The sequence below is a fragment of the Agrobacterium sp. SUL3 genome (genome assembly GCF_001263295.1).
Classification (GTDB): domain Bacteria; phylum Pseudomonadota; class Alphaproteobacteria; order Rhizobiales; family Rhizobiaceae; genus Agrobacterium; species Agrobacterium tomkonis.
Map to the genome: position 1 here is coordinate 226,600 of NZ_KQ414503.1, position 26,204 is coordinate 252,803.

Sequence of the window (26,204 nt, forward strand, 5' to 3'; positions counted from 1 at the left end):
TTACGACGTCTTCACCACATGCGGCTGCCATATCGGCGCCTGCGGTGCGGAGCTGATGCCGAGCTGATCAATGGCGCGAGCTGCGAGCTGATCGACAATATCGAAGACACTCTGCGGCTTGTTATAAAAGGCCGGCACCGGCGGCATGACGATGGCGCCAGCCTCCGTCACCGTGCACATGTTGCGCAGATGGATGAGATGCAGCGGCGTCTCGCGCGTCATCAGCACAAGTTTCCGCCGTTCCTTCAGATGCACATCGGCGGCGCGGGTGAGGAGATTGTCCGAAAGTCCGGTTGCGATGGCCGCAAGGGTGCGCATGGAGCAGGGGGCGACGATCATGCCGGCCGTTGGGAAAGAGCCGCTGGCGATCGCCGCGCCGATATCGTCGATGGCATGGTTGAAGCCGGCGAGCGAAAACATCCGCCCCATGGCTTGCGCCCCTTCCTCATGCAGCACGGTGCGTTTGGCAGATTGCGACAGGACGAGATGGATTTCGACGCTTTTTATCGCCGCGAGGCGCTCGATGATGCGCAGGGCGATGCCGGCACCCGAGGCACCGGTGACGCCGACCACAACGCGGCACGCGGTCATGGCCGTTCTCCAAGGCCGAGGTCACGCCACATCATATCCACCTTGGCGACGACGTCTGGCGTCATGGACAGCACGCGCCCCCATTCGCGCTCCGTCTCCGGCGAAAGCTTGCGGGTGGCGTCCAGCCCCATCTTGCCGCCAAGGCCGGCTTTCGGCGAGGCGAAGTCGAGATAATCGATCGGCGTATCATCGATGATCGTTGTATCGCGCGAGGCATCGAAACGGGTGGAGAGCGCCCAGATGACATCCGCCCAGTTGCGCACATCTATATCGGGATCGACCAGAATGATGAGCTTCACATAGCTGAACTGCGGTAACATCGACCACAAGCCCATCATCACCCGCTTTGCCTGGCCGGGATAACGCTTGTCGATGGAGGCGACCATGACGCGGTAGGAACAGGCCTCCGGCGGCATCCACAGATCGACGATTTCCGCAAACTGCTTTTTCACGAGCGGCAGGAAAATCTCCAGCATGGCTTCGCCGAGAACCGAGGGCTCATCCGGCGGCCGGCCGGTATAGGTGGAAAGATAGATCGGATCGCGGCGCGTGGTGATGGCCGACAGCGTCATGACCGGAAAGGATTCGACCGAATTATAATAGCCGGTATGATCGCCATAGGGCCCTTCGAGCGCCGTTTCCGTTGCTGAGACGGTGCCTTCCAGCACGATCTCGGCATTGGCGGGTACCGGCATCGGCACGGTCAAGGCTCTGGCGATGCGGCTTTTCGAGCCGCGCAGCAGGCCGGAAAAACCAAGCTCGCTGATATGCTCGGGAAGCGGTATGACGGCGGAAAGAATGGTGGCGGGATCAGCGCCGATGGCGACGGTAACGGGCATATCCAGCCCGCGTGCCTGCCACTGGCGGTGGTGCTGCGCGCCGCCGCGATGCGCCAGCCAGCGCATGATCACCCTGTCGGGCGCAAGCACTTGCATGCGGTAGATGCCGACATTGATATCATCGGGGTCATCAGGCGAACGGGTGATAACCAGCGGCCAGGTGATGAGTGGGGCCGGTTCTCCCGGCCAGCACCATTGCACCGGCAGGCGGGCAAGATCGACCGCATCGCCTGTCAGTACCTTTTCCTGCACCGGCGCGCGTGCAACGTTGCGGGGCCGCATGGAAAGTGCTGCTCGCAGCAGGGGCAGCTTACCCCATGCCTCGGCCATGGATTTGGGCGGGCGCGGCTCGCTCAATTCGGCGAGCTTTTGTCCAAGCGCGGGTAGTCCTCCCGCTTCCAGCCGAAGCCCCCATTCGATCCGCTGCCGCGTGCCGAAGAGATTGGCAAGCAGCGGCATGTCCCGCACCTTGCCCTCATGGTCAACGGGTTGCTCGAACAGCAACGCCGGCCCACCATCGGCGAGCACGCGGCGGTGGATTTCGGTGATTTCGTGCACCAGCGAGACCGGCTGGCGGATTCGCCGCAGTTGCCCGCGTTCTTCCAGCAGCCGGACGAAACCGCGCAGATCGGCTGCGCGGGTGGGCTTCACCTCTGTCTTTGTGTCTGTCGGTTCGTCTCTCATGCCGTCTGTTTGCAGGCGGTAGTGCGGCATGTCCTTGCGCTGCCGCAAACGCGGCTTCAGTGCGAACGAAGATAGTCGGCGAGAACGAGGGCGTGGTTGTGTTCGGTATCATGGGCGGCATAAAGCAGTGTGACGCGGCCATTCGCCATCAGCTCCTTCATGCGCGCCACGGCATCGGGATTGGCCGCCAGCTCCTCATGATAGTGTTGGATGAATTCCGCAAAGCGCGACGGCATGTGCGAGAAATTCTTGCGCAATTCGTTGCTGGGAGCGATTTCCTTCATCCACAGGGAAAGTTGTGCGGTTTCCTTGCGCATGCCACGTGGCCACAGCCGATCCACCAGAATGCGTGCGCCGTCATCATCGCTGGCGGCATCGTAAATCCGTTTGATCCTTATATCGGACATTGGCGGCCTCCTTCGCTTCGCAAGTGAATGATTTATAGCGGCTTTTGTGACGCCGCACCCGAAAATCTCTCTGTCTTTGCGTTCGCTCAAACCTGTGCTGGCGCGCTGCGGTTAGGTTTCTGCCCGCAACTGACCTGACAGGACCATCCATGAGACCTTTCCCCGCCGCCATCGCCCGCCCCATGAATTTTTTGCCCCTTGCCGTGGTGCAGCGAGCGACGGCGGCGATGCTGGCGCAGATCATGAAACGGCACCCTCATCTGTTTGCACGGCTCGGTGAGCATGGCGGCAAGCGCTACGCTTTTCTGCCCGTCGATCTGCCCTTCGCCTTCATGGTCGAACCGGCTTATCCCGCCATCACCGTCAGCCGCAAGGGCCGCCTGCCGAGGGTGGATGCGGCGGTCGAAGGGCCGCTTTTCATGCTGCTGGCGCTGATGGAGGGGCGGCAGGATGCCGATGCGCTGTTCTTTTCGCGTGACCTGAGCGTGACGGGCGACATGGAGGCGATGCTGGCGCTGCGCAATGCGCTTGACGATAGCGGCATCGACCTGCCGCGTGATCTCGGTGCATTTGCCGGGCCTTTCGCGCCGGTGGTAACGGGGCTTGCGAACCGCCTGCGCGGCCATGTTCTATCCGAAACACGGGGAGGTGAGGCATGGAACTGATCTGTCCTGCCGGAACGCCCGCCGCCTTCCGCGAGGCCGTGGATGCCGGGGCAGACGCCGTCTATTGCGGCTTTCGCGATGAAACCAATGCCCGCAATTTTCCCGGCCTCAATTTTTCCCGCGAAGAGCTTGCCGAGGCCATCGCTTACGCGAAGAAGCGCGGCGTCCTGACCTTCGTGGCGCTTAACACCTTCATGCGTGCCGGTAGTGAGGATATCTGGTATCGCGGCGCGGCCGATGCCGTGAAGGCGGGGGCGGATGCGCTTATCCTTGCCGATTTCGGCCTGATGGCGCATGTGGCGGAACATCATCCGCAGCAGCGCATCCACGTTTCCGTGCAGGCCTCCGCCTCCAATGCCGATGCGGTAAATTTCCTCGTTGATGCTTTCGGCGCGAAACGTGTGGTGTTGCCGCGCACGCTGACCATTGCCGACATCGCCCGGCTGGCGCGGCAAATCCGCTGTGAAATCGAAATCTTCGTGTTCGGCGGGCTCTGCGTCATGGCGGAGGGGCGCTGCTCACTGTCCTCCTATGCGACAGGCAAATCACCCAACATGAACGGCGTCTGCTCGCCGGCAAGCCATGTGCGTTACCGGCAGGATGGGCGGGAGCTGGTGTCGGAACTCGGCGATTACACCATCAACCGCTTTCCCGCCGGGGAAGCGGCGGGTTACCCCACGCTATGCAAGGGCCGTTTCGAGATTGCCGATGACAGGTCCTATGCCTTCGAGGATCCGGTCTCGCTTGATGTGATGGACCAGATCGATGCCTTGCGCGAAGCGGGGGTCAGCGCGCTGAAGATCGAAGGCCGCCAGCGCGGCAAGGCCTATGTGGCGGAAGTGGTTTCCACCCTGCACAGGGCGCTGGCTGCCAGCGCCGAAGAACGGGGACGGCTGCTGTCGCGCCTGCGACTGTTAAGCGAAGGCCAGCGCACAACTGTCGGCGCCTACGAGAAACGCTGGAGATGATGGCGATGGCAAAAAACGCAAAAGCCACATTGGCGCTCGGGCCGGTCCTTTATCTCTGGCAGGGCGAGAAATGGCGCGATTTCTATTTCCGCATCGCCGATGAGGCGCCCGTCAGCCATGTCTATCTCGGTGAAACCGTCTGCTCCAAACGGTTTCATTTCACCGAACCGCATCTCGCCGAAGTGATAGAGCGGCTGGAGGGCGCCGGAAAACAGGTGATCCTCTCGACACTTTCGCTGGTGACGCTGGAGCGGGAAAGCCGCCAGCTGCGCGGCCTGATCGCCGACAGCCCTTATCCCGTCGAGGCGAACGATCTTTCCGCGCTCGGCATGCTGCATGGCACGCCGCATGTCGTCGGGCCGACGGTGAATGTCTATAATGCCGCGACCGCGCGGTTGCTGTCATCTCGCGGCGCGAGCGCCATATGCCTGCCGCCGGAACTGCCGATGACCTCGGTGGAGCGCATCGTGGCGGAGACGCCGGATTTGGACTTCGAAGTCTTCGCCTTCGGCCGCCTGCCGCTCGCCATTTCGGCGCGCTGCGCCCACGCCCGCGCCAAGGGCAATATCAAGGATAATTGCCAGTTCGTCTGCGGTGACGATCCGGACGGACTACCGGTACGCACGCTTGATCGGCAGTCGTTTCTGGCGCTGAACGGCGTACAGACGGTGTCGCACACCTGCCAGTCGCTGCTTGGCGAATTGCAGGATCTGGCCGCTGCCGGCATCGCCCGCTTCCGGCTCTCGCCGCAGGATTGCGACATGGTTGCGGTGGCGCAAATCCATGACGATGTTCTGGCCGGCAGGCAGGCTGTGGAAGATGGCCTTGCCCGTCTCGGGGAAATTTATCCGGACGTGCCTTTTTCCAATGGTTTTCACCACGGGCAGGAAGGGGCGGCCTGGATCGCCCGTGCTCGCAACACGGCGCATGGGGTAAATGCATGACGACGGACGGGCAAGAGCCACCATCACTGTCTGCGGCAGCGCCGGGCGGGGCGGATATCGCCGCTGCGATCCATCTGGTACGCAACATCGTTTTGGAAAGCGCGCTCGATTGCGGCTGCCGAGACAAGGTGCATGAGGCGCTGCGCGAGCTCGAGGATTTTGAGCGCCAGCGCAATATCGTCAAGCTTCTGACCGCCGCCCGCGAGGAGCGGCGCAAGATCACGCTTCTGACCGAGATGCTCTGCGATTTCGCCGAAGACGACACGGTGGATGAAGGCATCGTCGAGACGGCGAGCCTGATGTTTCTCGACATCGCCGCCGCCGCTCAGGAGGGATCGCGAATTTTGCGCGACGCGCTCTCACTCAAGAAGGGTGAATAAATCCCTGTTTTCGGCCCTGTTTGATCCTGCGCAAAGAGCGGGCGCTTGCAAAATGTCATTTCCGGGTTGGTGACGCGCCGGGACCGGAAGACAGGTCTGAGCGGGCGTCACGCGTATCTGGGCGCTTCCGGCGCGAAAGGATCAGGACCATGGCCCATCTCACCCGTCGTCAGGCTCTTTCAGCCTTTTCTGGGCTCGCGGTTGCGACACTTGCCGCACCGCATGTTGCGAAGGCGGAAGCGCCGCTCACCTTTTATGGCCCTCCGGCCGCGCCCTCCGCCGTGCTGGCTCATGCAGTAAAGGGCGGGTTTCTAAAGGATGTCGCGCCTGGGGCCATATTCAAAGCCTGGAAAACGCCGGATGAAATGCGCGCCGCCGTCGCCTCAGGCTCCATGGGGGCGGTGGTGATGCCGAGTTACGGGGCCGCCAATCTCCACAATCGCGGGCTTGGTCTTGGGCTGATGAACGTGCTGACCACGGGCCTGCTCTATATCGTTTCGAAAGACGAGACATTGAACTCCCTGCAAAGCCTTTCCGGCAAGACCCTCGCTTTGCCGTTCAAGAACGATATGCCCGATTTCGTGCTGCGCCGCCTTGTTGCCGAGAACGGCCTGAAGCCCGGCGATATCAAGCTGGAATATGCCGCTTCGCCGCCGGAAGCCGTGCAATTGCTGCTGACGGGCCGGGTGGATGCCGCCCTGCTCAGTGAGCCGGCTGCGACCGCTGTGCTGATCAAGGCAAAGTCGTTTTTCATGACCGTCCATCGCACCATCGACATCCAGCATGAATGGGGAAAGGTGGCGGGCAAGCCGGAAATCCCGCAGGCGGGTCTCGCACTGACGTCGCAGGTTCAGCAAAAGCTCGGCAAGGCGGGTATAGAGGCCTTGCAGGGGGGCATGGAAGCCGCGCTCGCCAGTGCCGCCGCTGACCCGCAAACGGTTGCTGCTGCCGCCGATACCCTCGGTTTCCCGGCGGAAATTATCGCCGCCTCCTTCCCGACAAGTCATCTGTGCGCCCTGAAGGCGAGCGCTGCGCGTGCCGATCTCGAGGCGTTCTACGATGAACTCGCCAAGGCCGACCCGGCAATCATCGGCGGCCGGCGACCGGATGACGGCTTTTATCTGGTGTAGCAGGCATGAACCGCATTCTTGAAAGTCTCGGCTGGACCGGTCGCTATCTCTGGGCGGGCTGGGCCGGGCTTTCCGGCATTTTCTGTTTTCTCGCCGCCTGGCAGGCCGGGCATGAGATTTACGGCTCATTCATCCTGCCCTCGCCGGGTGAGACTTTCGCGGCAATCGGGGGGCTGGCGGCGCGGCCGGATTTCTTCGCCATCCTGTCGCAGAGTGCAATCAGGGCATTGACCGGTTTTGCCATCGCCGCCGGCATCGGAACGATGGCGGGTGTGGCGGCGGGCTATTCCTTCGCGGCCATGCGGCTGATGAAGCCCGTTGTCACTGTCCTGCTCGGCGTGCCGCCCATCGGCTGGATCGTGCTGGCGCTCATCTGGTTCGGCTCATCCGGTGGCACGGCCATCATGACCGTTGTCATCGCCTCGGCTCCCGTTTCCTTCGCAGGTGCGCTGGAGGGTGTGGCCAAGCGGGACCGTCAGCTGGAGGTGATGGCGCAGGCCTTTGGTGCTCCGTGGTTTTACCGTCTGCGCACCGTCACCATGCCGCATGTGCTTTCCTATCTTTTTCCGGCCTGGACGACCACGGCCGGAAGCGCCTGGAAAGTGACCGTCATGGCCGAGCTTCTGTCGAATTCCGGCGGCATCGGCGGTGAACTGGCCACCGCACGGGCGCTGTTCGATATCGCGCAGGTGAGCGCCTGGCTCACCATTACCGTCGTGCTGGCGCTCATCACCGATTACGGCCTGCTGCATCTGCTGCGCGAAGCGCTGGAACGCTGGCGTGCCGCCGGACTGCCATGGGGTGTCAAACGATGAGCGGCCATTGCGCCTTGAGTTTCGAACAGGTCGGCCACGCCTTTCTCGGCCGCAGCCTGTTCGAGAATTTCGATCTCCGCATCGCGCCGGGGGAAACCGTGGCGTTGCTCGGCCCCTCCGGCAGCGGCAAGACGACGATTTTGCAGATCGCGGCGGGTATCATCGACCCCGTTCGCGGTCGTGTGCGGCGCAATTACCGCCGGCAGGGTCTGGTGTTTCAGGAGCCGCGGTTGCTGCCGTGGATGACGTTGATCGACAATATCGCCTATGGTCTCGCTGCGGCGGGCATGCCGAAACGGCGACGGCGGGAGACCGCTGGGCAGTTTGCCCTGGAAGTCGGTCTGGAGGAGACGGATTTTCAAAAATATCCGGTCGAGCTTTCCGGCGGCATGCGCCAGCGTGCCGGGGTGGCGCGGGCGCTCGCCGTGGAGCCGGATATGCTGTTTCTGGACGAACCCTTCAGCGCCGTGGATGTCGGCCTGCGCCGGCATTTGCAGGAGCTTCTGGTCGCCGCCGCGCGCACGCGTGGTTTCTCCACGCTTCTCGTCACCCACGATCTTCATGAAGCGCTGTTGGTGGCCGACAGGCTGATCGTGCTCTCTGGTGTCGATGGCGATGTCATTGCGGTCCACACTCCGGCCGGTTCGCCGGGGCGGCGCATGGCGCGCGCGGTTTTCGACGAGGTGGAATTTCTGTCCGAAAGCCCGGCTTTCGCCGAATTGTTTTCGGCAAAGGAGCGGATGCGATGAGACAACCGCCGATCCTCTCCGAAGCCCTTCGGCTGTTTTTCCCTTTGGCCGCCCTGCATGGCGCGGTCTGGCCGTTTTTGTGGGTCGCGATCGGCGGCTACGCCCTGCCTTTCTCCGATGCCGTTTCGCCCTCGCAATGGCATGCCCATGAAATGATTTTCGGCACCTATGGCATGGCGCTCGCCGGTTTTCTCGGTTCGGCAGTGCCTGAATGGACCGATACGAAAGCGGCAGCGGGTCGCACGCTGCTTTGTCTTGCTGGCCTGTGGCTGCCGGGCCGGCTCATCGGTTTTGTGGGGGCCGATGCGTGGAGCCTGCTCGCAGGCTTTTTCGATCTGGCCTTTCTGCTCGCGCTCTCCGTCCTCACCGGCAAGGCGATGCTGGTGCGGCGAACGACGAAACATCTGGCGTTCCTCGTCTGGCTCATTCTGTTTGCGGTAATGGAGACGGGCGTGCGCTATGCCTGGTGGGTCAGTGATCTGGAACTCGCAGCCCGCTGTCTGGAGGCGGCGCTGTGCATCTTCACCGTGCTGTTTTCGCTGTCGGCTGCGCGCATCAATGTGGTCGTCATCAATCTGGCGCTCGATCCGAACGGCGAGACCACGCCTTACCGGCCACATCCTGGCCGCCAGCACATGGCGGGCGCCATGGTGACGCTATACATGGTGGCGAAACTCTTCTTTCCGGAAAGCGATGTCTGCGCCTGGCTGGCGCTTGCGGCCGGTGCGGCGTTTTTTGACCGGCTGGCCGAATGGTTCATCGGGCGTGCCGCCTTCAAGACCGAGGTTCTGCTGCTCGGTCTCGGCAATGCCTTTGCCGGTGCGGGTTTTCTGGCGCTCGGGGTGGTGCGGCTCGGTTTTTCCGTCACGCCCGCCGCTGGCCTGCACCTGTTGTCGGTGGGCGCGCTTGGCTGCGCCATCATGGCGGTGTTCATCATCGCCGGGCTACGACATACCGGACGCAACCTGACATATCTGCCGTGGCAGGCGCATATGGCCGCCGCCTTGATGGTGGCGGCCGGGCTGATCCGCATCATGCCGGAATTCGATTTCGCAGCATTCCTGTCACCCTATCATCACGGCCTCAGTGCTATCCTGTGGGCGACAAGTTTCGGCGTCTGGCTTCAGGGCTTCCTGCCCTTCATGCGTGCGCCCGGGGTTGATGCAGCGGGAGCTTGTGGCTGAGGCGCAACGTGTTCCTCTCGCCTTCGACGCTTTCGTGTGGCCTGATTATTTTTTCGGCAAAAGCGCAACATGAAATCAGTGACTTAGGTCGACCCTATTGATGAATGTTATTTCTAATAAATAATCAATAAAATCAAGTGGTTGAATATTTCCGCCTTTTGGCCGATGATAACTCGAACAGAACAGGGAAACGCGAATATGCCCAAAATAGTCGCGCCTCTACATGCAGATGGAAAGCCGAGCCGGACGAAGGAGCTTATTACCTTCGTCGTCCTGGCCTTTGGGATCTGGCCTGTGCTGGCGGTCGGATTTGTCGGAGCCTATGGCTTCATCGTCTGGATGTTCCAGATCATTTACGGGCCGCCGGGACCACCCGGTCATTGAGGGTGAAATGACGATGGAAGTCTCTCTCAGCCGGCGTGACTTTCTGCGCGGCGGACAAAAACGGGAAACACGTATCTGTCCCCCCGGGGTCGCGTTGAGCGACCTCGCCGCCTGCAGCGGTTGCGCAAAATGTGTTGAAGCCTGTCCCACCGGCATCATCACCATGTCGGGTGGCTTACCTTCGGTCGATTTCTCGGCCGGGGAATGCACCTTTTGCGGCAAATGCGCAAAAGCCTGTCCCGAACCGGTTTTTACCGCCCCTGCGGCGCAGCGCTTCGATCATGTCATGGCAATTGGCGATGCGTGTCTCGCCTTCGGCAATGTTGATTGCCAGGCCTGTCGCGATGCGTGCCCGACCGAAGCCATTCGGTTTCGTCCCCGCCGCGGCGGCCCCTTCGTGCCCGAGCTTGTCGAGGATGCCTGCACCGGCTGCGGGGCCTGCGTGTCCGTCTGTCCGACGGGTGTGATCAAGATCAAGGAAACAGCCACGGAGATGCAATATGCCTGAAAATACAGGCCGGTATCATGTCTCAAGCGCTGTCGTGGCGGTGATGCCGCAGATGCGGGACGCCGTGTTCGCAACGCTTTTAACGCTCGACAATGTCGAGGTTCATGGCGAGGGCAATGGCAAGATCGTCATCGTCATAGACGGCACGAGCACCGGCATGCTGGGCGATACGCTCACTTATATTTCGACACTCGACGGTGTGATTGCCGCCAACATGGTTTTCGAACACGTCGACACAGAGGAGACAGGCGGCGATGAGCAGCGAACTGACGCGGCGTGATCTATTGAAGGCCCATGCCGCCGGCATTGCGGCGGCAACGGCGGGCATTGCGCTGCCGGCCGCCGCCCAGCCGGTGCCGGGCGGTGTTTCCGCATTGCAGATCAAATGGTCCAAAGCGCCCTGTCGTTTCTGCGGCACGGGCTGCGGCGTCATGGTTGGCGTCAAGGAAGGCAAGGTTGTCGCCACCCATGGTGACATGCAGGCGGAGGTCAATCGTGGCCTCAACTGCATCAAGGGCTATTTCCTGTCCAAGATCATGTACGGCAAGGACCGCCTGCAGACCCCGCTTCTGCGCAAGAGAAACGGCGTCTACGCCAAGGATGGCGAGTTCGAGCCGGTGAGCTGGGACGAGGCCTTCGATGTGATGGCCGCGCAGTGCAAGCGGGTGCTGAAAGAAAAGGGGCCGACCGCCGTCGGCATGTTCGGCTCGGGCCAGTGGACGATCTTTGAGGGCTACGCCGCGACCAAGCTGATGCGCGCCGGTTTCCGTTCCAACAATCTTGATCCTAATGCCCGCCACTGCATGGCGTCGGCAGCCTATGCTTTCATGCGCACCTTCGGCATGGACGAGCCGATGGGTTGTTACGATGATTTCGAACATGCCGATGCTTTCGTGCTCTGGGGTTCGAACATGGCGGAGATGCATCCGATCCTGTGGACGCGCATCGCCGACCGGCGGCTCGGCTTTGACCACGTGAAGGTGGCGGTGCTTTCGACCTTTACCCATCGCAGCATGGATCTGGCCGATGTTCCGATCATATTCAAGCCGGGTACGGACCTCGTCATCCTCAATTATATCGCCAACCACATTATCAAGACCGGCCGCGTCAACGAAGACTTCGTGAGGAACCACACGAAATTCGTGCGCGGCGTCACCGATATCGGTTATGGCCTGCGGCCTGATAATCCGGTTGAGGTGAATGCCGCCAATTCCGCCGATCCGACCAAGACGGAAGCGATCGATTTCGAGACCTTCAAGGAATTCGTCTCCGAATACACGCTGGAAAAGACCGCCGCCATGACCGGGGTGGAAGCTGGTTTCCTGGAGGAACTGGCCGAGCTTTATGCCGACCCGAAACGCAAGGTCATGTCGCTGTGGACCATGGGGTTCAACCAGCATGTCCGTGGCGTCTGGGCCAACCAGATGGTCTACAACATCCATCTTCTGACCGGAAAGATCTCCGAGCCGGGCAACAGCCCGTTCTCGCTCACCGGCCAGCCATCGGCCTGCGGTACGGCGCGTGAGGTGGGAACCTTCGCCCACCGCCTGCCAGCCGACATGACGGTGACAAACCCGGAACACCGCAAACATGCCGAAGAAATCTGGCGCATACCGCACGGCGTCATCCCGGAAAAGCCGGGCTACCATGCCGTGCAGCAGGACCGCATGCTGCATGACGGCAAGCTGAATTTCTACTGGGTACAGGTCAACAACAACGTTCAGGCCGGCCCCAACACCAAGAACGAGACCTACCTCGGTTATCGCAATCCCGAAAACTTCATCGTGGTCTCGGATGCCTATCCGACCATCACCGCCATGAGCGCCGACCTTATTCTGCCCGCCGCCATGTGGGTGGAGAAGGAAGGGGCCTACGGCAATGCCGAGCGGCGCACCCATGTCTGGCACCAGCTTGTCGAGGCGTCGGGTGAGGCGCGTTCCGACCTCTGGCAGCTGGTGGAATTCTCCAAGCGCTTCACCACCGACGAGGTGTGGCCGGTGGAACTGCTGGACGCCAATCCGGACTATCGCGGCAAGACGCTGTTTGAGGTTCTCTACAAGGACTGCGATGTCGGCAAATTCCCGTTGAGCGAAATCAATGCGGATTATAAGAACCAGGAATCCACGGATTTTGGCTTCTACCTGCAAAAGGGTCTGTTCGAGGAATATGCCGCCTTCGGGCGTGGTCACGGCCACGATCTGGCGCCTTACGATGCCTATCACGAGGTGCGCGGCATGCGCTGGCCGGTGGTGGACGGCAAGGAAACGCTGTGGCGTTACCGCGAGGGTTACGACCCCTACGTCAAGCCGGGCGAAGGCGTGAAATTCTATGGCAACAAGGATGGCAAGGCGGTCATCATCGCCGTGCCTTACGAGCCGCCGGCGGAATCCCCGGATGAAGAATTCGATACCTGGCTGGTGACGGGCCGCGTGCTGGAGCATTGGCATTCCGGCTCCATGACCATGCGTGTGCCGGAACTCTACAAGGCCTTTCCCGGCGCCCGTTGTTTCATGAATGCCGCCGATGCGCGCAAGCGAGGGCTCAATCAGGGCGCTGAAATCCGCATCGTCTCGCGTCGCGGGGAAATCCGTTCGCGGGTGGAAACGCGCGGCCGCAACCGCATGCCGCCCGGCGTCATCTTCGTTCCCTGGTTCGACGCCAGCCAGCTCATCAACAAGGTCACGCTCGACGCAACCGATCCCATCTCCAAGCAGACGGATTTCAAGAAATGCGCAGTCAAGATAGAGCCAGTCGCATGATCAGGAAACACGGATGGATCGCCGCCACTCTTCTGGTCGTGGCGCTGGCGACGGGGGCCGTTGCGCAGATGGTGCCGGAATTGTCCGGCCCGCGCGGCGATGCCATGCGCACCGAACCCGCCAAACCCCTGCCGAAATGGGTGATCGACGATTTCAGGCGCATGCGCGCCTATCCCGAACAGCCGCCTGTCATTCCGCATTCGATCGACGGCTACCAGCTCTCGGTTAATGCCAATCGCTGTCTGTCCTGTCACAAGCGCGAATTCACGCAGGATTCCGGCGCGCCGATGATCAGCGTCACCCATTACATGACGCGGGAAGGCCAGATGCTGGCGGATGTTTCACCGCGCCGTTATTTCTGCACCGCCTGCCATGTGCCGCAGGCCGATACGCGGCCGCTCGTGCCCAACACCTTTCAGGACATGAGCGAGATGGGCGTCAAACCGGCGGGTAGCGAATGATGATCGCCCGTGTGAAAAAACTTCTCGCCTGGTTATGGGCGGTTCTGACCACCCCGGCCGGTACGCTCAGTCTTGCCTTTCTCACGCTTGGCGGCTTCGTCGGCGGGGTGATGTTCTGGGGCGCTTTCAACACCGCTCTCGAAATGACCAACAAGGAAGCCTTCTGCATTTCCTGCCACGAGATGCGCGCGAATGTTTATGAGGAACTGACGCGGACAGTGCATTTCTCCAACCGCTCCGGCGTGCGCGCTTCTTGCCCGGATTGCCATGTGCCGCATGAGTGGACGGACAAGATCGCCCGCAAGATGCAGGCTTCCAAGGAGGTCTGGGGCAAGATTTTCGGCACTATCGATACGCGCAAGAAGTTCCTCGACAAGCGGCTGGAGCTTGCCCAGCACGAATGGTCGCGCCTGAAGGCCAATGACAGCCTCGAATGCCGCAACTGTCATTCCTCCGCCGCCATGGACTTTACCAAGCAGACGCAGCGTGCCGCAGACATTCATTCCAAATATCTGCTGACGGGCAAGGCCACCTGCATCGATTGCCACAAGGGTATCGCCCATGAATTGCCGAATATGGAAGGCATCGATCCCGGCTGGAAAATGCCGCCAGCGCTCAACGATGAACCGGGACAGACGGCGTCCGCAGTCGATGACCTGCGCCGCGCCATGAGCGATGTGCACCGGAACGTTTTCTGATTTTCTTGATGGAATAAACGCCGTGTGTTCTTTGGGCGCACGGCGTTTTCAATGATGGAACCGGATCGTCGTTTTGCCGCGATCCGGTTCTCTTGTGCCTCTGCGTCAGCCGATCTGCGCGTTGTCGTCACGCTTGATGGCGATGACGGCCGAGCGTGGCAACTTGCCTTCGCCGTCCGGGAAGGGCGCGTCGGGGTGCTGGATGCCGACGAAGTGGGTGCGCTTGTCGCCGGACCATGTCTGGCCCGTGACTTCGGAACCCTTCGGTGCTGTCAGGAAGCGCTCGATACGGCCGGTGGCCGGGTCGCCCGCCAGCATCTGGTTGTTGCCCTGGCCGGCGAAGTTGCCTTCATTGCTGTCCTCGCCGTCGGTCTGGATCCAGAGCAGGCCGGTGCTATCGAACATCATGCCGTCGGGTGAGTTGAACATGTTGCCTTCGTTGATGTTCGAAGAACCCGCAAATGCGTCCTTGTGAACGGAAGGGTTGCCGGCCATGCAGAACAGGTCCCACTTGAACTTGCCGTCGGCATGGTCGTCATTTTCCGGATACCAGCGCACGATCTGGCCGTATTCGTTCTTTTCGCGCGGGTTGGCGGCGTTGATCGCCATGGCGTCGCCGCCGGCATTGGCGCGCAGCTTGCCGTCCTTCATTTCGCCGCGGCGGCTGTTGTTGGTCAGCGCGCAATAGGCTTCGATGGCGACCGGGTTGATGGCGACCCACTCCGGGCGATCCATCGTCGTTGCGCCCACCTTGGAAGCGGCCTGACGGGTGAAGACGCAGATTTCATCGATCTTCATGCCGGTGGTTTCAGGCGTCAGGGCCAGCCACTCTCCGGCGCCGTCATCGGCGAACTTGGCGACGTAAAGCGTGCCTTCGTCGAGCAGCTTCGAGGTGTCGCCGCCCGGCACGTAAATGCCGTTGGAGACGAATTTGTAGAGGAATTCGCCACGCTCGTCGTCACCCATGTAAACGACGACGCGGCCGTCGCGGGCAATCACCACGGCGGCGTTTTCGTGCTTGATGCGGCCAAGCGCAGTGCGCTTGATCGGGGTGGAGGAGGCGTCCGAAGGGTCGATCTCAACCACGTAGCCGGCGCGGCGCGGCTCGTTCGGGTTCTTGGCGACGTCGAAACGTGCGTCGAACTTCTCATAGGCATAACGCGTCTCGGCGACGATGCCGTAACGCTTGTAATCATCCGGCAGCTTGAAGGCGGCATCAGCGGTGCCGAAATAGCCGTTGAAGTTTTCTTCGCAGGTGAGGTAGGTGCCCCAGGGCGTGCGGCCGGCGCCGCAATTGTTGAAGGTCCCGAGACAGTCGATACCATCAGGATCGGCGGCGGTCTTGACGAGGTCGGAGCCTGCGGCCGGGCCGGAAAGCTTCATCGGCGTGTTGTGATGGATACGGCGGTTGAAGGGGCTGTCGAGAACGATTTCCCAGCCCTCGTTGCCTTCCGCGACTTCCATGACGGTGACGCCCTGCATGTTCTGCAGGATCTTCACGTCGTCGGCCGTCTTCGGGTTGCCCTTGTCAGTGTGCGGCAGGTTGATTTCCGGGTTTACGTATTCATGGTTGACGGCGATCAGCTGATGGGCGCCCACCATGAAGAGTTCCATGCCGTCGGTGTTTTCACCGAAGACCTTGTCGGAATTCTCAACGCTGACGCCCTTGGCGGGGTCGAGATCGGGAACGTTGGAGAACAGCGGCTGACCCCATTTGGCAACCGGCTTCCAGCTATAACCTTCCGGCACATGGATGGTGTGGTCGGTTGCGGCGGCCACCGGCTTGAAGGGGAAGCGGCCGGCGGCTGCTTCCTGCGCTTCGGCCGAAGTGCTTGCCATCAGGTTGCCGAGCGTGCCCATGGCAGCTGCGGCCGAGCCGAAGGCCAGCACACCGCCGAGGAAACCGCGGCGGGAAATCGCGGTTTCGACCACGCGATCGAAATCGGTTTCGGCCGGCGGCGGGTTTTGCAGTTCGTCCCATTCGTCCCAGGACAGCTTGCTCGTATCGATGTCGGTCATGTCGTGTCTCCACCGTTTGCATGTTTGGAATCATTCCAACAAGCTGCGTACCGTTTGAGTATTTCACACGGATGACGGGAGGAGTGGCTTCAAATATGAGTTTTTGAGAACAGAATCTGTACTTTTTCCCTCATTGCGGGAGGAGGATACGGGTGAGCAGGAGGCCTTCGAAATGGCCAAAGCGGAAGGAGATCTCCGTTCCCTCAAGCCAATCGCCGCTCAGGTCGGCGGTCAGGCGAAGCGACCCTGAGCCATCCGCATCGTAAGCGGATAATTCGGCCGCCTCGAAAAAGAAAAGCCGCTTTACCGTCGGATAAAGCGCCTTGAACAGGCTCTCCTTGGCCGAAAAGATAAGCCCGGTCATGAACGGGTCGACAATGTTGCCGAGGCTGTGAAGCTCATGCGTCGTCAAGGCCTGCGAAGCGATGTCGCGGGCTTCCTCTTCGGTCAGGCATTTCTCGATATCGATGCCGATGCCGAGAAACCTGCTGCCGGAGCCGGCAAGGGCAATTGCCCGATCACTGCTATGAGAAATCGCGCCGACTACGCCTTCGGGCCACATAGGCGCTCGGTCCTCTCCCATTCCGGGAAAAAATGCGTGGCCGGTAAGGCGGCGTATGGCTTCCGCCGCACATTTGCGTCCCGCCAAAAACTCCGTCTTGCGTTTCGGCACTGCCCGCAGCAGCTGCGCGGGCAGGGCAGGGGTGATGTTGGCACCGGTTTCGTGGTGGGGGTTGTAACGAAGGGTGAGGCAATGGCAATCGCTGCTGTCATCCGGCCATGGCCAGACGGATTCCGGTGGGTCGCCGGAAACAGTCTCGCGATGCAATGCCGGCACGATCGCCATATCTGTCCCTCGTTCGGCCGGCCGGATCAGGCTGCGAGCGTTGCGCCGCCGTCGACCACGATCTGCTGCATCGTCACGTGGCCAGCCTGATCGGAGGCGAGAAACAGCACCGTGTCGGCTATATCATCCGGTCTTGCAATCTTGCCAAGCGGAATGCCGAGCTTGAACTGCTCCGGCAGGCCGGCGATGAGCCGTTCCTTGCCTGTGGGATCGCTCAACATACCAGCCAGCATCGGCGTATCGGTGGAGCCGGGCGAGACAACGTTGCAGCGCACGCCATAGGGCGCAAGCTCAAGGGCGGCGCAATGGCTGAGGCTGACCAGCGCCGCCTTGGAGGCGCAATAGGCCATCATGCCGATGCGCGGCACCACGGCGGCGTTGGAGCCGACATTGACGATCGCGCCACGCCGCTGCCGTTTGAAGACGCCGCTCCATTGCCGCAGCAGATAGAACGGCCCTGCGGCATTGACATCCATGCAGGCTTTCCAGTCTTCCGGCGTCAGGCTTTCGCTGTCGCCAAGACGCAAAATGCCTGCGGCGTTGACGAGGATATCAAGACCGCCCCATTCGCTTTCGATTGCCTTGCATACTCTCTCCACCGCCGCAGCGTCGGTGATATCGAGCGCAATCTGGCGGAAGGGTGCTTCCGCTGTGCCGGCCAGAAGGTCGAGGCCGATGACTTCGGCCCCTTCCTCGATGAAACGTTCGGCGATGCGGCGGCCAATGCCCTGGGCCGTGCCTGTCACCAGCACACGCCGCCCGGTAAATCTCTGTTGCGTCATCTTGTCCGTCCGCTCAGGCTGCGAGCCGCTTTTCGTCGATCAGTGTCCACCAGGCGGAAAGTGTCGGTACACGCGCTAGCTCATCGAAGCCGACGGTGACGCCGCGTTCCTTCAACTCGCCGGCAAGCTTCATCACCTGCAGGGAATCCAGCCCGTAGAAGATGAGGTTCTCGTCGGGGTCGATGTCACTTTCATCCTCAACCATCTGCAGGACGCGGGCTTTCAGCCATTCGCGGGTGCCGGTGGCCTGCTCGGTACCGGTCAGGCTTGCGGTGTCGATCACCACGCCGCAACGCGTCGCCACATATTGCAGCGCCATGCGGTGTTCGGCTTCGGAAAAATCGGCGACGCCGTCACCGATCATGAAGGGTTGAATATCCTTCATGAAGGCTTCCACCGCCGTCATCATGCAGCCGATATGGGCGTAAACACCGCCGACGATGATCTGGTCGCGGCCCCAGCCTTTCATCCGCTCAGCAAGATCGGAACGCTGGAAGGCGCTGTAGCGCCACTTGGTCAGCACCACGTCGTCAGGCGTTGGCGCCAGCTTGTCCACCACCTTCTGCAATTCCGGATCAACGACGGTAAGACCCGGTCCCCACATGTCGTTCAGCAGTGCCCGGTCGCCCGGCGGCTGGTTATGCGGCTGGGCGGTATAGATGACCGGTACGCCGTTCTGCACTGCCCATGCCTTCACCTTGGCGAGATTGTCGATGAGGGCCGTCATCAGCTTGCCGTCGGCCTCGTAGAAACGCAGGAAATAACGCTGCATGTCGTGAATGAGCAGCACGGCGCGCTTGGCGTCGGGCTGCCATTTTGTCTTGTTGGCCGGAAAGCTGGCGGCAACCGGCATCGGATAGTCGGAAATGGTGGGGATTGTCATGATGACCTCGGTTTTGTGCTGCGCCGGCTCGGGCGGCGCGTAATCTTTGGAGTTTGGGACGCCCTTTAGAGCGTCCCTTCGATTGGCGTTACCTGTCAGGCGCTGATGGCGACGGGGGTTGTCAACAAATCGCGCAGGCGCTTCTTGTCGATCTTGCCGACGGCGGTGAGCGGCATCGCGTCGATGAAACGCACCCGGTCCGGCAGCTTGTAATCCGCGACGCCGAGACCGGCGAGATGCTGGCGGATGGCCGGCGCTTTCAGCGCGGGATTGCGGGAGACGACGAAGACGCAGCTTTTCTCACCGAGAAGTTCGTCCTGCATCGCCACCAGTGCGGCATGCGTCACGTCAGGATGCCGCAGGATCAGGTTTTCCACCTCCTCCGAAGCAACCTTTTCGCCGCCGCGGTTGATCTGGTCCTTCACCCGGCCAACGACCCGCAGATAGCCTTCGGGCGTGCGCTGCACGACGTCGCCGGAATAATAGAAGCCATCCTTGTCGAAGACACGGGCACTGTGTTCGGGCGCGCGATAATAGCCCCGGAACGTATAGGGGCCACGGGTCGCCAGCATGCCGGCCTCGCCCTCGGGCACATCATTGCCATCCTCATCGACGATGCGGATTTCGTCGTCCGGGCTGATTGGCCTGCCTTGTGTGGTGAAGACGATATGGTCGGGGTCACCGAAGCGGGTGTAGTTCACCAGGCCTTCCGCCATGCCAAACACCTGCTGCAGGTCGCAGCCCAGCACCTCCGGCACCTGGCGGGCGAGCGCTTCGGCGAAACTTGCGCCACCGACCTGCAGGAGCTTGAGGGATTTCAGCCTTTGGCGATGTGCGGGGGCTGCCTGCAACCACAACGCCACGGCCGGCGGTACCAGTGGCACCATGTCGATGCCGTGTTTTTCGATGAGATCGAAGCAGGCGAGCGGCTCCGGATTGGCGGCCATGACCACAGTGCCTCCGGCGTGAAAGACACCGAGCGCACCGGGTGAACTCATCGGGTAATTATGCGCCACCGGAATGGCGCAAAGAAAACGGGTCTGCGGCGAGAGTTCGCAAATCTCCGCGCTGGCCCGTGCGCTGTAATCATAGTCGTTATGCGTCCGGGGGATCAGTTTCGGCGTTCCGGTGCTGCCGCCGGAGAGCTGGAACAGAGCCACCTCGTCCGCCGCCGAAGGGGCGTAGGCGGGCGGATTTTCCGCAGGCGCGGCAAGCATCCGTTCAAGGCTGCGCTGCGGTTTCGTCGCGCCCAGCAACAGGGTCAGGGAAAGATGTGGAGAGGAAGCCTTAAGCCCGTCCAGGAACGCGTCATTGGCAAAAAGCTCATGGCTGCGAGAGGCAATCACCAGTTTTGGCGCGATCTGTTCTGCATAGGAGGTCATTTCCAGCCGACGGTGGCTGAAGAGCGCGTTGACGGGTGCAACGCCGATTTTGATCAATGCAAAAAAGACGAGATAAAACTCGGCGATATTAGGCAATTGCACCAGCGCGGTATCGCCCTTGCCGATGCCTGCGGCCGCAAGATGGCCTGCGAGATTGGAGGATTGCCGGTCGAGTTCGGCATAGGTGAAGCGGCGATCACCGCAGATCAGCGCCGTTGCATCCGGCCGGTGTTGCACCTGTTCGGCGAGGATGCGGCTCAATGGCCTGTCGATCCAATAGCCGCGCTCGCGGTATCGGCGCGCCAGATCGTCGGGCCAGCGTGAAAATTCGATTGTCATGGTTTGTCCCCGGGAAAGTTCGGTCGTGCTCAGGCGGAGAGACCGCAGGCATTCAGCATGGTTTTGAGCTTGGTCTGCACCTCGGCCCATTCGGATTCGGGTTCCGAGGCCTCCACGATGCCGGCGCCGGCGAAAAGCCGCACGGTCTGGCGCTGCACGGTGCCGCAGCGGATTGTCACTACCCATTCGCCGTTACCTTGGGCATCCGTCCAGCCCACCATGCCGGTGAACAGGCCACGCTCGAAGGGTTCGACGAAACGGATGAGGCGATGGGCGCGCTCGGTCGGGAAACCGCAAACGGCCGGTGTCGGGTGCAGCAGGCACGCCAGTTGCAGCGCGTTGGTCTCGGGATCGGCGAGGCGGCCTTCGATGCGCGTCGAAAGATGCCAGAGCGCGGCCGTATTGATGAGGGAGGGTTTTTCCGGAACGTCGAGTTCCGCGCAGCATGGCGAAAGTAGCGAGCGGATATCCTCGATCACCAGGCTATGCTCATAATGGTCTTTTTCCGATGCCGAAAGCCGGTCCGCATTGGCCTTGTCCGCCACCGGGTCGGTCATGCGTTTTGCCGATCCGGCCAAGGGGTTCGAGATGATCTTCTCACCCTGCTTGCGGATAAGCAGTTCCGGGCTGACGCCGATCAGGTCGCCGCCATCCGGAAGCGGAATACGGAACTGGTAACCCTCGCGATTCTGCTTGGCGAGGCTGGCCAGCAATCTCTCGACATTGACCTCGGAGACGAAGGTCAGTTCACGCATGACGGAAAGCACCGCCTTGCGCACTTCGGAATGGCGGAAATTGAGAATGGCATGCTCGACGGCATGTTTGAAACCAGCCTCGTCCGGCAGGCTGTTCTGGCCGACAAGCGCCGGCATGGCCGAATCAGTGGCAACCGGAACCGCGTCGCGCGGACTCCACTCATAGTTGTTGGGGATGTAAAGGCATGATGGTTCGCTGACATCGAAGGGGATTGCGCCGATGGCGATCGGATTGTCCTGTCCGGCCCGGCGTGCCCGTTCAAAAGCGCCTTTAATCGCCTGCTGCAAAGGGCTTTCCATGTCTTCGCCACCGCGGGCTGGAAGGGTTATCCTTTCGCGAATCCCTTCGGCCCGCAATTGCCCCGTGCCGGAGGTGAATAAAAATTCTCTATTAAAATCAGTAATTTCGTCGGATTCGACGTCATTCGTCCTGAGTGCTCCCGTTTTCATGGGATGCCTCCTGTTCGAGTGGTTGACGATGGCATATACTTGATTATGATAATCATGTTTTGTCAATCGGTGCAAACTCACATGCTAAATTTAACCCCGATGCAGGTGGCCTATTGGGTCGGACGCGAGGCGGATGGGATACTCGGAAAAGTTACGCCCCATCTCTATCTTGAGTTCGAGGGGCGGGCGTTTGACGTGGAAAGACTGGCTGTTGCGGTCGAAAGGCTTTGCCGGCGTCACCCCACGCTGAGCCTCAGGATCGATGCGGAAGGGCGTCAATCCGTCGATCCTGCCGGCAGGCCGCTCCGCCTTGATGTAGAGGATCTGACCGCGCTCGATTCGGAGGCGCTTGTGCACCGGCTCGAGGCAAAACGGCGGGATTGGAGCCATCGACAAACCGATCTGCGCAATGACTCACCCGCCGCGATCTCGCTCAGCCTGTTACCGCAGGGACGCAGCCGGCTGCATGTGGACACCGACATGCTGGCGATCGATCCGGCCAGCGTCCGGATCGTGATGGAGGACCTTGCCCGGCTTTACGAAGAGGGTGAAGGAAAAGACGAAGCCACGCTATCGGGAGAGGTGACGCCATCCTTTTTCGACTGGGCGAAGCAGCTTGCCTCCGATCCGCACCAGAGGACCCTGCGTGAAAGGGACCGGTCGTGGTGGCGGCAACATATTGCGGATATTCCTGATGCGCCGCCGCTGCCATTTTTTCCCAATGACGCTACGCGTGTCGTTCACACGGATCGCTTTGCCACCATGCTTTCAGCGGCCGAACGAGGCAGTCTGGAACAGGCGGCGCGGCGTTGCTCGGTGACGACATCGGCCCTGTTGCTCGGTATTTTCGCCGTGGCGCTGTCGCAGGCGACACAGGCACAAAAGTTCAGGCTCTCCGTCCCGGCTTTCTGGCGCACGCCGCTGGTGGAAGGGGTCGATGGCATCGTCGGCGAATTTTCCAATGTGCTGGTGCTCGGCATCGATATCAGGCCGGATGAAAGCCTCGAAGCGCTGCTCCGACGGCTGTTCAACGGGATGAACGACCGTCTTGCCCATCAATCCTATCCGGGCGTCAGCGTCATGCGTGACCTATCCCGTCTGCGCGGTGGTTTGCAGAACTCGCCAGTCGTCTTTACCGCCGGTGTCGATCTGGCGGGAGGAGAGCTGTTTTCGGAGAGGGTTGGGCGGGTATTCGGTCAGATGGTCCACACCGTCTCGCAGGGGCCGGGGGTCGCACTGGATGCGCAGGTCGCGGCGCTCGATGGCGGATTGCTGATCAACTGGGATGTGCGGCTGGACGCCTTGCCGGAACGCTGGCTGCGCGCCCTGTTCGAAACCTACACTGCCTTTCTTCGCCAACTGGCCGCCAGCCCCGATCTCGTTTCCGCGAATGCGCAGCTATTCGGCGCACAGGTGCCGAAAGCCACAGCCGAGACAAAAGGAAAACTGATGGAACGTCCGCTTTCGCCCCTGCAACAGGCCTATCTTCTTGGTCGTGGCACCCATCTGCCGCTCAGCGGCGTGGCAATGCAGGAGTTTCGCGAATATCGCGGCAGCATCAACCCGGCCCTGCTTCAGTCACGTCTCGCCGCAATGGTGGAGCGACATGAGAGCCTGCGCACCCGCATCGACGAGCGGCGTCTGGTGCAGGTCGTCAGCGACGAGCCGAATATCAACCTTGATATTGTTGATCTTTCCGCCCTGTCTCCTGTCGATGCGGAAGCGCGGATGAACGCCGTGCGCCGTGACTTTTCCCATGCGCATTTCGATCTTGCCGCCTCTCCCTGGCAGGTCACGGTCTTCCGCCTGCCGGTGGGTGAGGCAACGGCTGACCGTGTCGCGGCTTTCCTGCGTTTTGATGCGCTCATCCTCGACGGGCGGGCTATCGCCAGCCTGGCGGCGGAACTTTTCGACGGCGTTCTGCCCTTGGAGACCGCTGGTGCTGTCGCCACGCCGCAGGTGGATATTGCGGCGGCTCGCGCCGAGGACGCCGCCTATTGGGCTGACAAGCTGAAAGATGCCGAGGTGCCCTCGCAACTGCCATGGAAGGCAGCGCTCGAAACCATTTCCGTTTCGCGCTACAGCCGCCAAAGCCTGATGGTGGAAAAGCAGCGCTTCGCCGCCTTTTCACGCATCGGCGCAAAGGAGCGGCTGTTCAAGAACTCGGCACTGACAGCGGTGATCCTCGATGTGCTGTCGCTATGGCTGAACGAGGGCGCGCTTGTTGTCGGCATTCCCGTTGCGCCGCAGGTGGAAGGAGCTTTTGCCAATCGCTCAAGCTTCATCGCGGTCAAATGGGATGGAGCCAAGGGCAATTTTGCCGAGCGGGCGGCAGGCCTGCAGACGGATGTGCTGGAAGGGCTGAACCACCTTGTTTTTTCCGGCATCGATCTCAATCGTGTGCTTCTCAACGCCAATGCGGGCGGGCTTGCCTTGCCGGTGGTCATCACCAATGGCCTGAGTTGGCCGACGCTATCGCCCGAATCGACCATGCGCTGGACGGACGGTCTCACACAGACGCCGCAGGTGGCACTGGATTTCCGCTTTTCACAAAACCCGCAGGGTGATCTCGTCCTCGATATCGACTATGCCGAAGAGGCGATCGATGCCGCGATGGTCGGGAATATTCTCGCTGCCATCGAGCGCACGATTGCCGCGATCACGGATAACGGCGCTTACGCTTTCAAAGCGCGCGATATTGTCGACCTGTCCCATTATCGGCTGAATAGCGACGAGCGGAGCTTCGTCTGCCCACCTTTTCTGGAACGGATCGCCGCGCATCTTTTCGAGGGTGATCCTTCGCGCACCGCGCTCGTCAGCGGCAAAAGGCGTATCGCTTACGGTGAACTCGGTGAGATGGTGGCTGGGGCAATGGCAGGCCTCAAGGCCCGAAATATCGGCCGAGGAGATGTCGTGGCGGTGTGCCTGCCACGCAGCCCTGAACATACGGCCATCACACTCGCCGCAGCACTGACAGGCGCCATCTGGGTGCCTGTTGATGCCAGCTCGCCGGAAGACCGTCTGCACTATCTGCTGACAAATTGCCGCCCGGCCATCATCGTCGCCCGCAATGTTCCGCAGGGCTTTGAAGCTGTCGATCCGGCGGTGCTGCTCGCCACGCCCGCACCGGTCGGAACGCCCGTTGCTACGGCGGAGATGGCGGCGCTGTCTCACAGCGAAGAGCCGGCTTATTATCTCTACACGTCAGGTACCACCGGCAAGCCGAAATGCGTCGTGCTTTCCAACCGCGCCACCGCCAATGTCATCGGCAGCACGCTTGCTGAATGGGCGGTGACGGAAAAAGACGTGTTTATTTCGGTCACGCCGCTGCACCATGATATGTCGGTCTTCGATGTTTTCGGCGCGCTGGCTGCGGGTGCGACGCTGGTGCTGCCGGAACCGGGCGAGGAAAAGGATGCGGTCCGCTGGAACGAACTGGTGGCCGAACACGGTGTGACGCTCTGGTGCTCGGTGCCGGCCATCCTCGAAATGCTTCTGTCGTGCCGCCGTGGCGACCAGCTTGCTTCGCTCCGGCTCGTGGCGCAGGGCGGCGATTACATCAAACCCATGATCATCGAGGAACTGCGCCGGCTGCAGCCCGATCTGCGGCTGATATCGCTCGGCGGCCCAACCGAAACGACGATATGGAGCATCTGGCACGAGATCGTTGCGGAGGATGTCTCGGCCATCCCCTATGGCCATCCCCTGCCGGCCAATCGTTATTTTATCCTCAATGATCGGGGCCAGCATTGCCCTCCCGGTGTCGTTGGCCGCATCCATACGGTGGGCGTGAATGTGGCGATCGGTTATCTGGAGGACGGGGCCATCACCCAGACGGATTTCGTCACGGTTGATGATCCGGAAGGAAACGCGGTACGCGCCTTCCGCACCGGAGATCGCGGCCGTTACCGGCCGGAAGGCAAGATCATGTTTGCCAGCCGGGTTAATGGTTACGTCAAGGTGCGGGGCGTACGCGTCTCGCTGCCGGATGTGGAAAACGAACTCATCCGTCATCCTGCCATCCAGCGGGTGCTGGTGGTGGATTATGGCGTCGAGCAGAAGGGCGAGGCGGCCATTGGAGTGCTCTATGTTACCGTAGCCGGCCTCGAACTGTCCTCCGCTGAATTGCGCAATTTCGCCCGCAGCCATCTGCCGGAATCGCATGTGCCCGGCCGGTTTCTCAAGGTTGACGACGTGCCGCTTTCGGGCAATGGCAAGCCGGATCGCCGCCGCGCCCGCGAGTTGCTGATGGCGGTGGCCGGCGGTGCGGAACCGGTAAAAATCTCCGCACCGGCAGCTGCTGCCGTCAATCAGGACGACCGCCGGGTGCTGGATATCTATCTCGGTGTGCTGGGCAAAAAACCGGGGAATGTGGATGCGAGCAGCGATCTGCTCGCACTCGGTCTCCTGCCATCGCATCTGAAAACCGTCTCAGCGGAAATCCACACCGTTTTCGGTGTGGAACTGACGCCACAACAGCTCCTGCGGTGCCGCAATGCCAGGCAGGTTCTTTCGCTTTTGGCTGCGGAAGCGGCCTGAACCCAGGCATTTCGGGCAGCATCCGACAACAGGAATAGTTCA

Annotated in this window: 24 protein-coding genes; 15 read left to right on the forward strand and 9 right to left on the reverse strand. The window is 61.3% G+C overall.

Features of this window, described 5'->3' with window-relative positions; translation table 11 throughout:
• From AKG12_RS13825 to AKG12_RS13835, 3 genes are read right to left on the reverse strand one after another with little or no spacing between them, the layout of a single operon-like run.
• Positions 1 to 591 (reverse strand): UbiX family flavin prenyltransferase, encoded by a 591-nt coding sequence (locus AKG12_RS13825; protein ID WP_052819237.1) that lies wholly within the window; start codon positions 589 to 591, stop codon positions 1 to 3.
• On the reverse strand, positions 588 to 2,114 hold the full coding sequence (locus AKG12_RS13830; protein ID WP_052819308.1) for a UbiD family decarboxylase: 1,527 nt from the start codon (positions 2,112 to 2,114) through the stop codon (positions 588 to 590). The genes AKG12_RS13825 and AKG12_RS13830 overlap by 4 nt, the downstream gene beginning before the upstream one ends.
• A gap of 56 nt (positions 2,115 to 2,170) precedes the next feature.
• Complete coding sequence (locus AKG12_RS13835) at positions 2,171 to 2,521, reverse strand: DUF488 domain-containing protein (RefSeq protein ID WP_052819238.1); 351 nt, start codon at positions 2,519 to 2,521, stop codon at positions 2,171 to 2,173.
• A gap of 149 nt (positions 2,522 to 2,670) precedes the next feature.
• Between AKG12_RS13835 and ubiT the strand changes: the two genes are divergently transcribed.
• The 14 genes from ubiT to AKG12_RS13905 all read left to right on the forward strand — a co-directional run bounded on the left by ubiT (position 2,671) and on the right by AKG12_RS13905 (position 14,166).
• Positions 2,671 to 3,186 carry a ubiquinone anaerobic biosynthesis accessory factor UbiT gene (gene ubiT, locus AKG12_RS13840; RefSeq protein ID WP_052819239.1) on the forward strand — a complete coding sequence of 172 codons (516 nt, stop codon included), beginning with the start codon at positions 2,671 to 2,673 and terminating at the stop codon, positions 3,184 to 3,186.
• Positions 3,177 to 4,154 carry a ubiquinone anaerobic biosynthesis protein UbiU gene (gene ubiU, locus AKG12_RS13845; protein WP_052819240.1) on the forward strand — a complete coding sequence of 326 codons (978 nt, stop codon included), beginning with the start codon at positions 3,177 to 3,179 and terminating at the stop codon, positions 4,152 to 4,154. Before ubiT ends, ubiU begins: the two co-directional genes overlap by 10 nt.
• Before the next feature lie 5 nt (positions 4,155 to 4,159).
• Entirely contained in the window at positions 4,160 to 5,098 is a 939-nt protein-coding gene (gene ubiV / locus AKG12_RS13850) for a ubiquinone anaerobic biosynthesis protein UbiV (protein WP_052819309.1), read from the forward strand.
• Complete coding sequence (locus tag AKG12_RS13855) at positions 5,095 to 5,478, forward strand: hypothetical protein (RefSeq protein ID WP_052819241.1); 384 nt, start codon at positions 5,095 to 5,097, stop codon at positions 5,476 to 5,478. Before ubiV ends, AKG12_RS13855 begins: the two co-directional genes overlap by 4 nt.
• A gap of 149 nt (positions 5,479 to 5,627) precedes the next feature.
• Positions 5,628 to 6,608 carry an ABC transporter substrate-binding protein gene (locus tag AKG12_RS13860; protein ID WP_052819242.1) on the forward strand — a complete coding sequence of 327 codons (981 nt, stop codon included), beginning with the start codon at positions 5,628 to 5,630 and terminating at the stop codon, positions 6,606 to 6,608.
• 5 nt (positions 6,609 to 6,613) lie between these two features.
• Positions 6,614 to 7,423, forward strand: a complete 810-nt coding sequence (locus AKG12_RS13865; protein WP_052819243.1) for an ABC transporter permease — start codon at positions 6,614 to 6,616, stop codon at positions 7,421 to 7,423.
• Positions 7,420 to 8,172 (forward strand): ATP-binding cassette domain-containing protein, encoded by a 753-nt coding sequence (locus tag AKG12_RS13870; protein WP_052819244.1) that lies wholly within the window; start codon positions 7,420 to 7,422, stop codon positions 8,170 to 8,172. The genes AKG12_RS13865 and AKG12_RS13870 overlap by 4 nt, the downstream gene beginning before the upstream one ends.
• Positions 8,169 to 9,356 (forward strand): NnrS family protein, encoded by a 1,188-nt coding sequence (locus AKG12_RS13875; protein ID WP_052819245.1) that lies wholly within the window; start codon positions 8,169 to 8,171, stop codon positions 9,354 to 9,356. The genes AKG12_RS13870 and AKG12_RS13875 overlap by 4 nt, the downstream gene beginning before the upstream one ends.
• Before the next feature lie 198 nt (positions 9,357 to 9,554).
• Positions 9,555 to 9,740: a periplasmic nitrate reductase, NapE protein gene (gene napE, locus AKG12_RS13880; RefSeq protein WP_052819246.1), complete on the forward strand. Its 186-nt coding sequence runs from the start codon at positions 9,555 to 9,557 to the stop codon at positions 9,738 to 9,740.
• Positions 9,741 to 9,747: 7 nt separating this feature from the next.
• Positions 9,748 to 10,248, forward strand: a complete 501-nt coding sequence (locus AKG12_RS13885; protein WP_046800941.1) for a ferredoxin-type protein NapF — start codon at positions 9,748 to 9,750, stop codon at positions 10,246 to 10,248.
• The gene (locus AKG12_RS13890; RefSeq protein ID WP_052819247.1) at positions 10,241 to 10,528 is read left to right on the forward strand and encodes a chaperone NapD; all 288 of its coding nucleotides are present in this window, start codon (positions 10,241 to 10,243) and stop codon (positions 10,526 to 10,528) included. Before AKG12_RS13885 ends, AKG12_RS13890 begins: the two co-directional genes overlap by 8 nt.
• The gene (gene napA, locus AKG12_RS13895) at positions 10,503 to 13,007 is read left to right on the forward strand and encodes a periplasmic nitrate reductase subunit alpha (protein ID WP_052819248.1); all 2,505 of its coding nucleotides are present in this window, start codon (positions 10,503 to 10,505) and stop codon (positions 13,005 to 13,007) included. Before AKG12_RS13890 ends, napA begins: the two co-directional genes overlap by 26 nt.
• Positions 12,977 to 13,468: a nitrate reductase cytochrome c-type subunit gene (locus AKG12_RS13900; protein WP_052819310.1), complete on the forward strand. Its 492-nt coding sequence runs from the start codon at positions 12,977 to 12,979 to the stop codon at positions 13,466 to 13,468. The genes napA and AKG12_RS13900 overlap by 31 nt, the downstream gene beginning before the upstream one ends.
• A gap of 2 nt (positions 13,469 to 13,470) precedes the next feature.
• Positions 13,471 to 14,166: a cytochrome c3 family protein gene (locus AKG12_RS13905; protein WP_269747854.1), complete on the forward strand. Its 696-nt coding sequence runs from the start codon at positions 13,471 to 13,473 to the stop codon at positions 14,164 to 14,166.
• 105 nt (positions 14,167 to 14,271) lie between these two features.
• Here AKG12_RS13905 and AKG12_RS13910 read toward each other — a convergent pair whose 3' ends face one another.
• From AKG12_RS13910 to AKG12_RS13935, 6 genes are all read right to left on the reverse strand, one after another.
• Complete coding sequence (locus tag AKG12_RS13910; protein ID WP_052819249.1) at positions 14,272 to 16,185, reverse strand: PhoX family protein; 1,914 nt, start codon at positions 16,183 to 16,185, stop codon at positions 14,272 to 14,274.
• 130 nt (positions 16,186 to 16,315) lie between these two features.
• Positions 16,316 to 17,032, reverse strand: coding sequence for a 4'-phosphopantetheinyl transferase family protein (locus AKG12_RS13915; protein ID WP_052819250.1), 717 nt, complete (start codon positions 17,030 to 17,032; stop codon positions 16,316 to 16,318).
• 26 nt (positions 17,033 to 17,058) lie between these two features.
• Positions 17,059 to 17,814, reverse strand: a complete 756-nt coding sequence (gene dhbA, locus AKG12_RS13920; RefSeq protein ID WP_052819251.1) for a 2,3-dihydro-2,3-dihydroxybenzoate dehydrogenase — start codon at positions 17,812 to 17,814, stop codon at positions 17,059 to 17,061.
• 13 nt (positions 17,815 to 17,827) lie between these two features.
• Positions 17,828 to 18,697 (reverse strand): isochorismatase, encoded by an 870-nt coding sequence (locus tag AKG12_RS13925; RefSeq protein ID WP_052819252.1) that lies wholly within the window; start codon positions 18,695 to 18,697, stop codon positions 17,828 to 17,830.
• 95 nt (positions 18,698 to 18,792) lie between these two features.
• Positions 18,793 to 20,418 (reverse strand): (2,3-dihydroxybenzoyl)adenylate synthase, encoded by a 1,626-nt coding sequence (locus AKG12_RS13930; RefSeq protein ID WP_052819253.1) that lies wholly within the window; start codon positions 20,416 to 20,418, stop codon positions 18,793 to 18,795.
• Between the two features lie 29 nt (positions 20,419 to 20,447).
• Complete coding sequence (locus AKG12_RS13935; protein ID WP_052819254.1) at positions 20,448 to 21,623, reverse strand: isochorismate synthase; 1,176 nt, start codon at positions 21,621 to 21,623, stop codon at positions 20,448 to 20,450.
• A gap of 81 nt (positions 21,624 to 21,704) precedes the next feature.
• Between AKG12_RS13935 and AKG12_RS13940 the strand changes: the two genes are divergently transcribed.
• Complete coding sequence (locus AKG12_RS13940) at positions 21,705 to 26,162, forward strand: amino acid adenylation domain-containing protein (RefSeq protein WP_082178850.1); 4,458 nt, start codon at positions 21,705 to 21,707, stop codon at positions 26,160 to 26,162.
• The last annotated feature ends 42 nt before the right edge of the window (positions 26,163 to 26,204 follow it).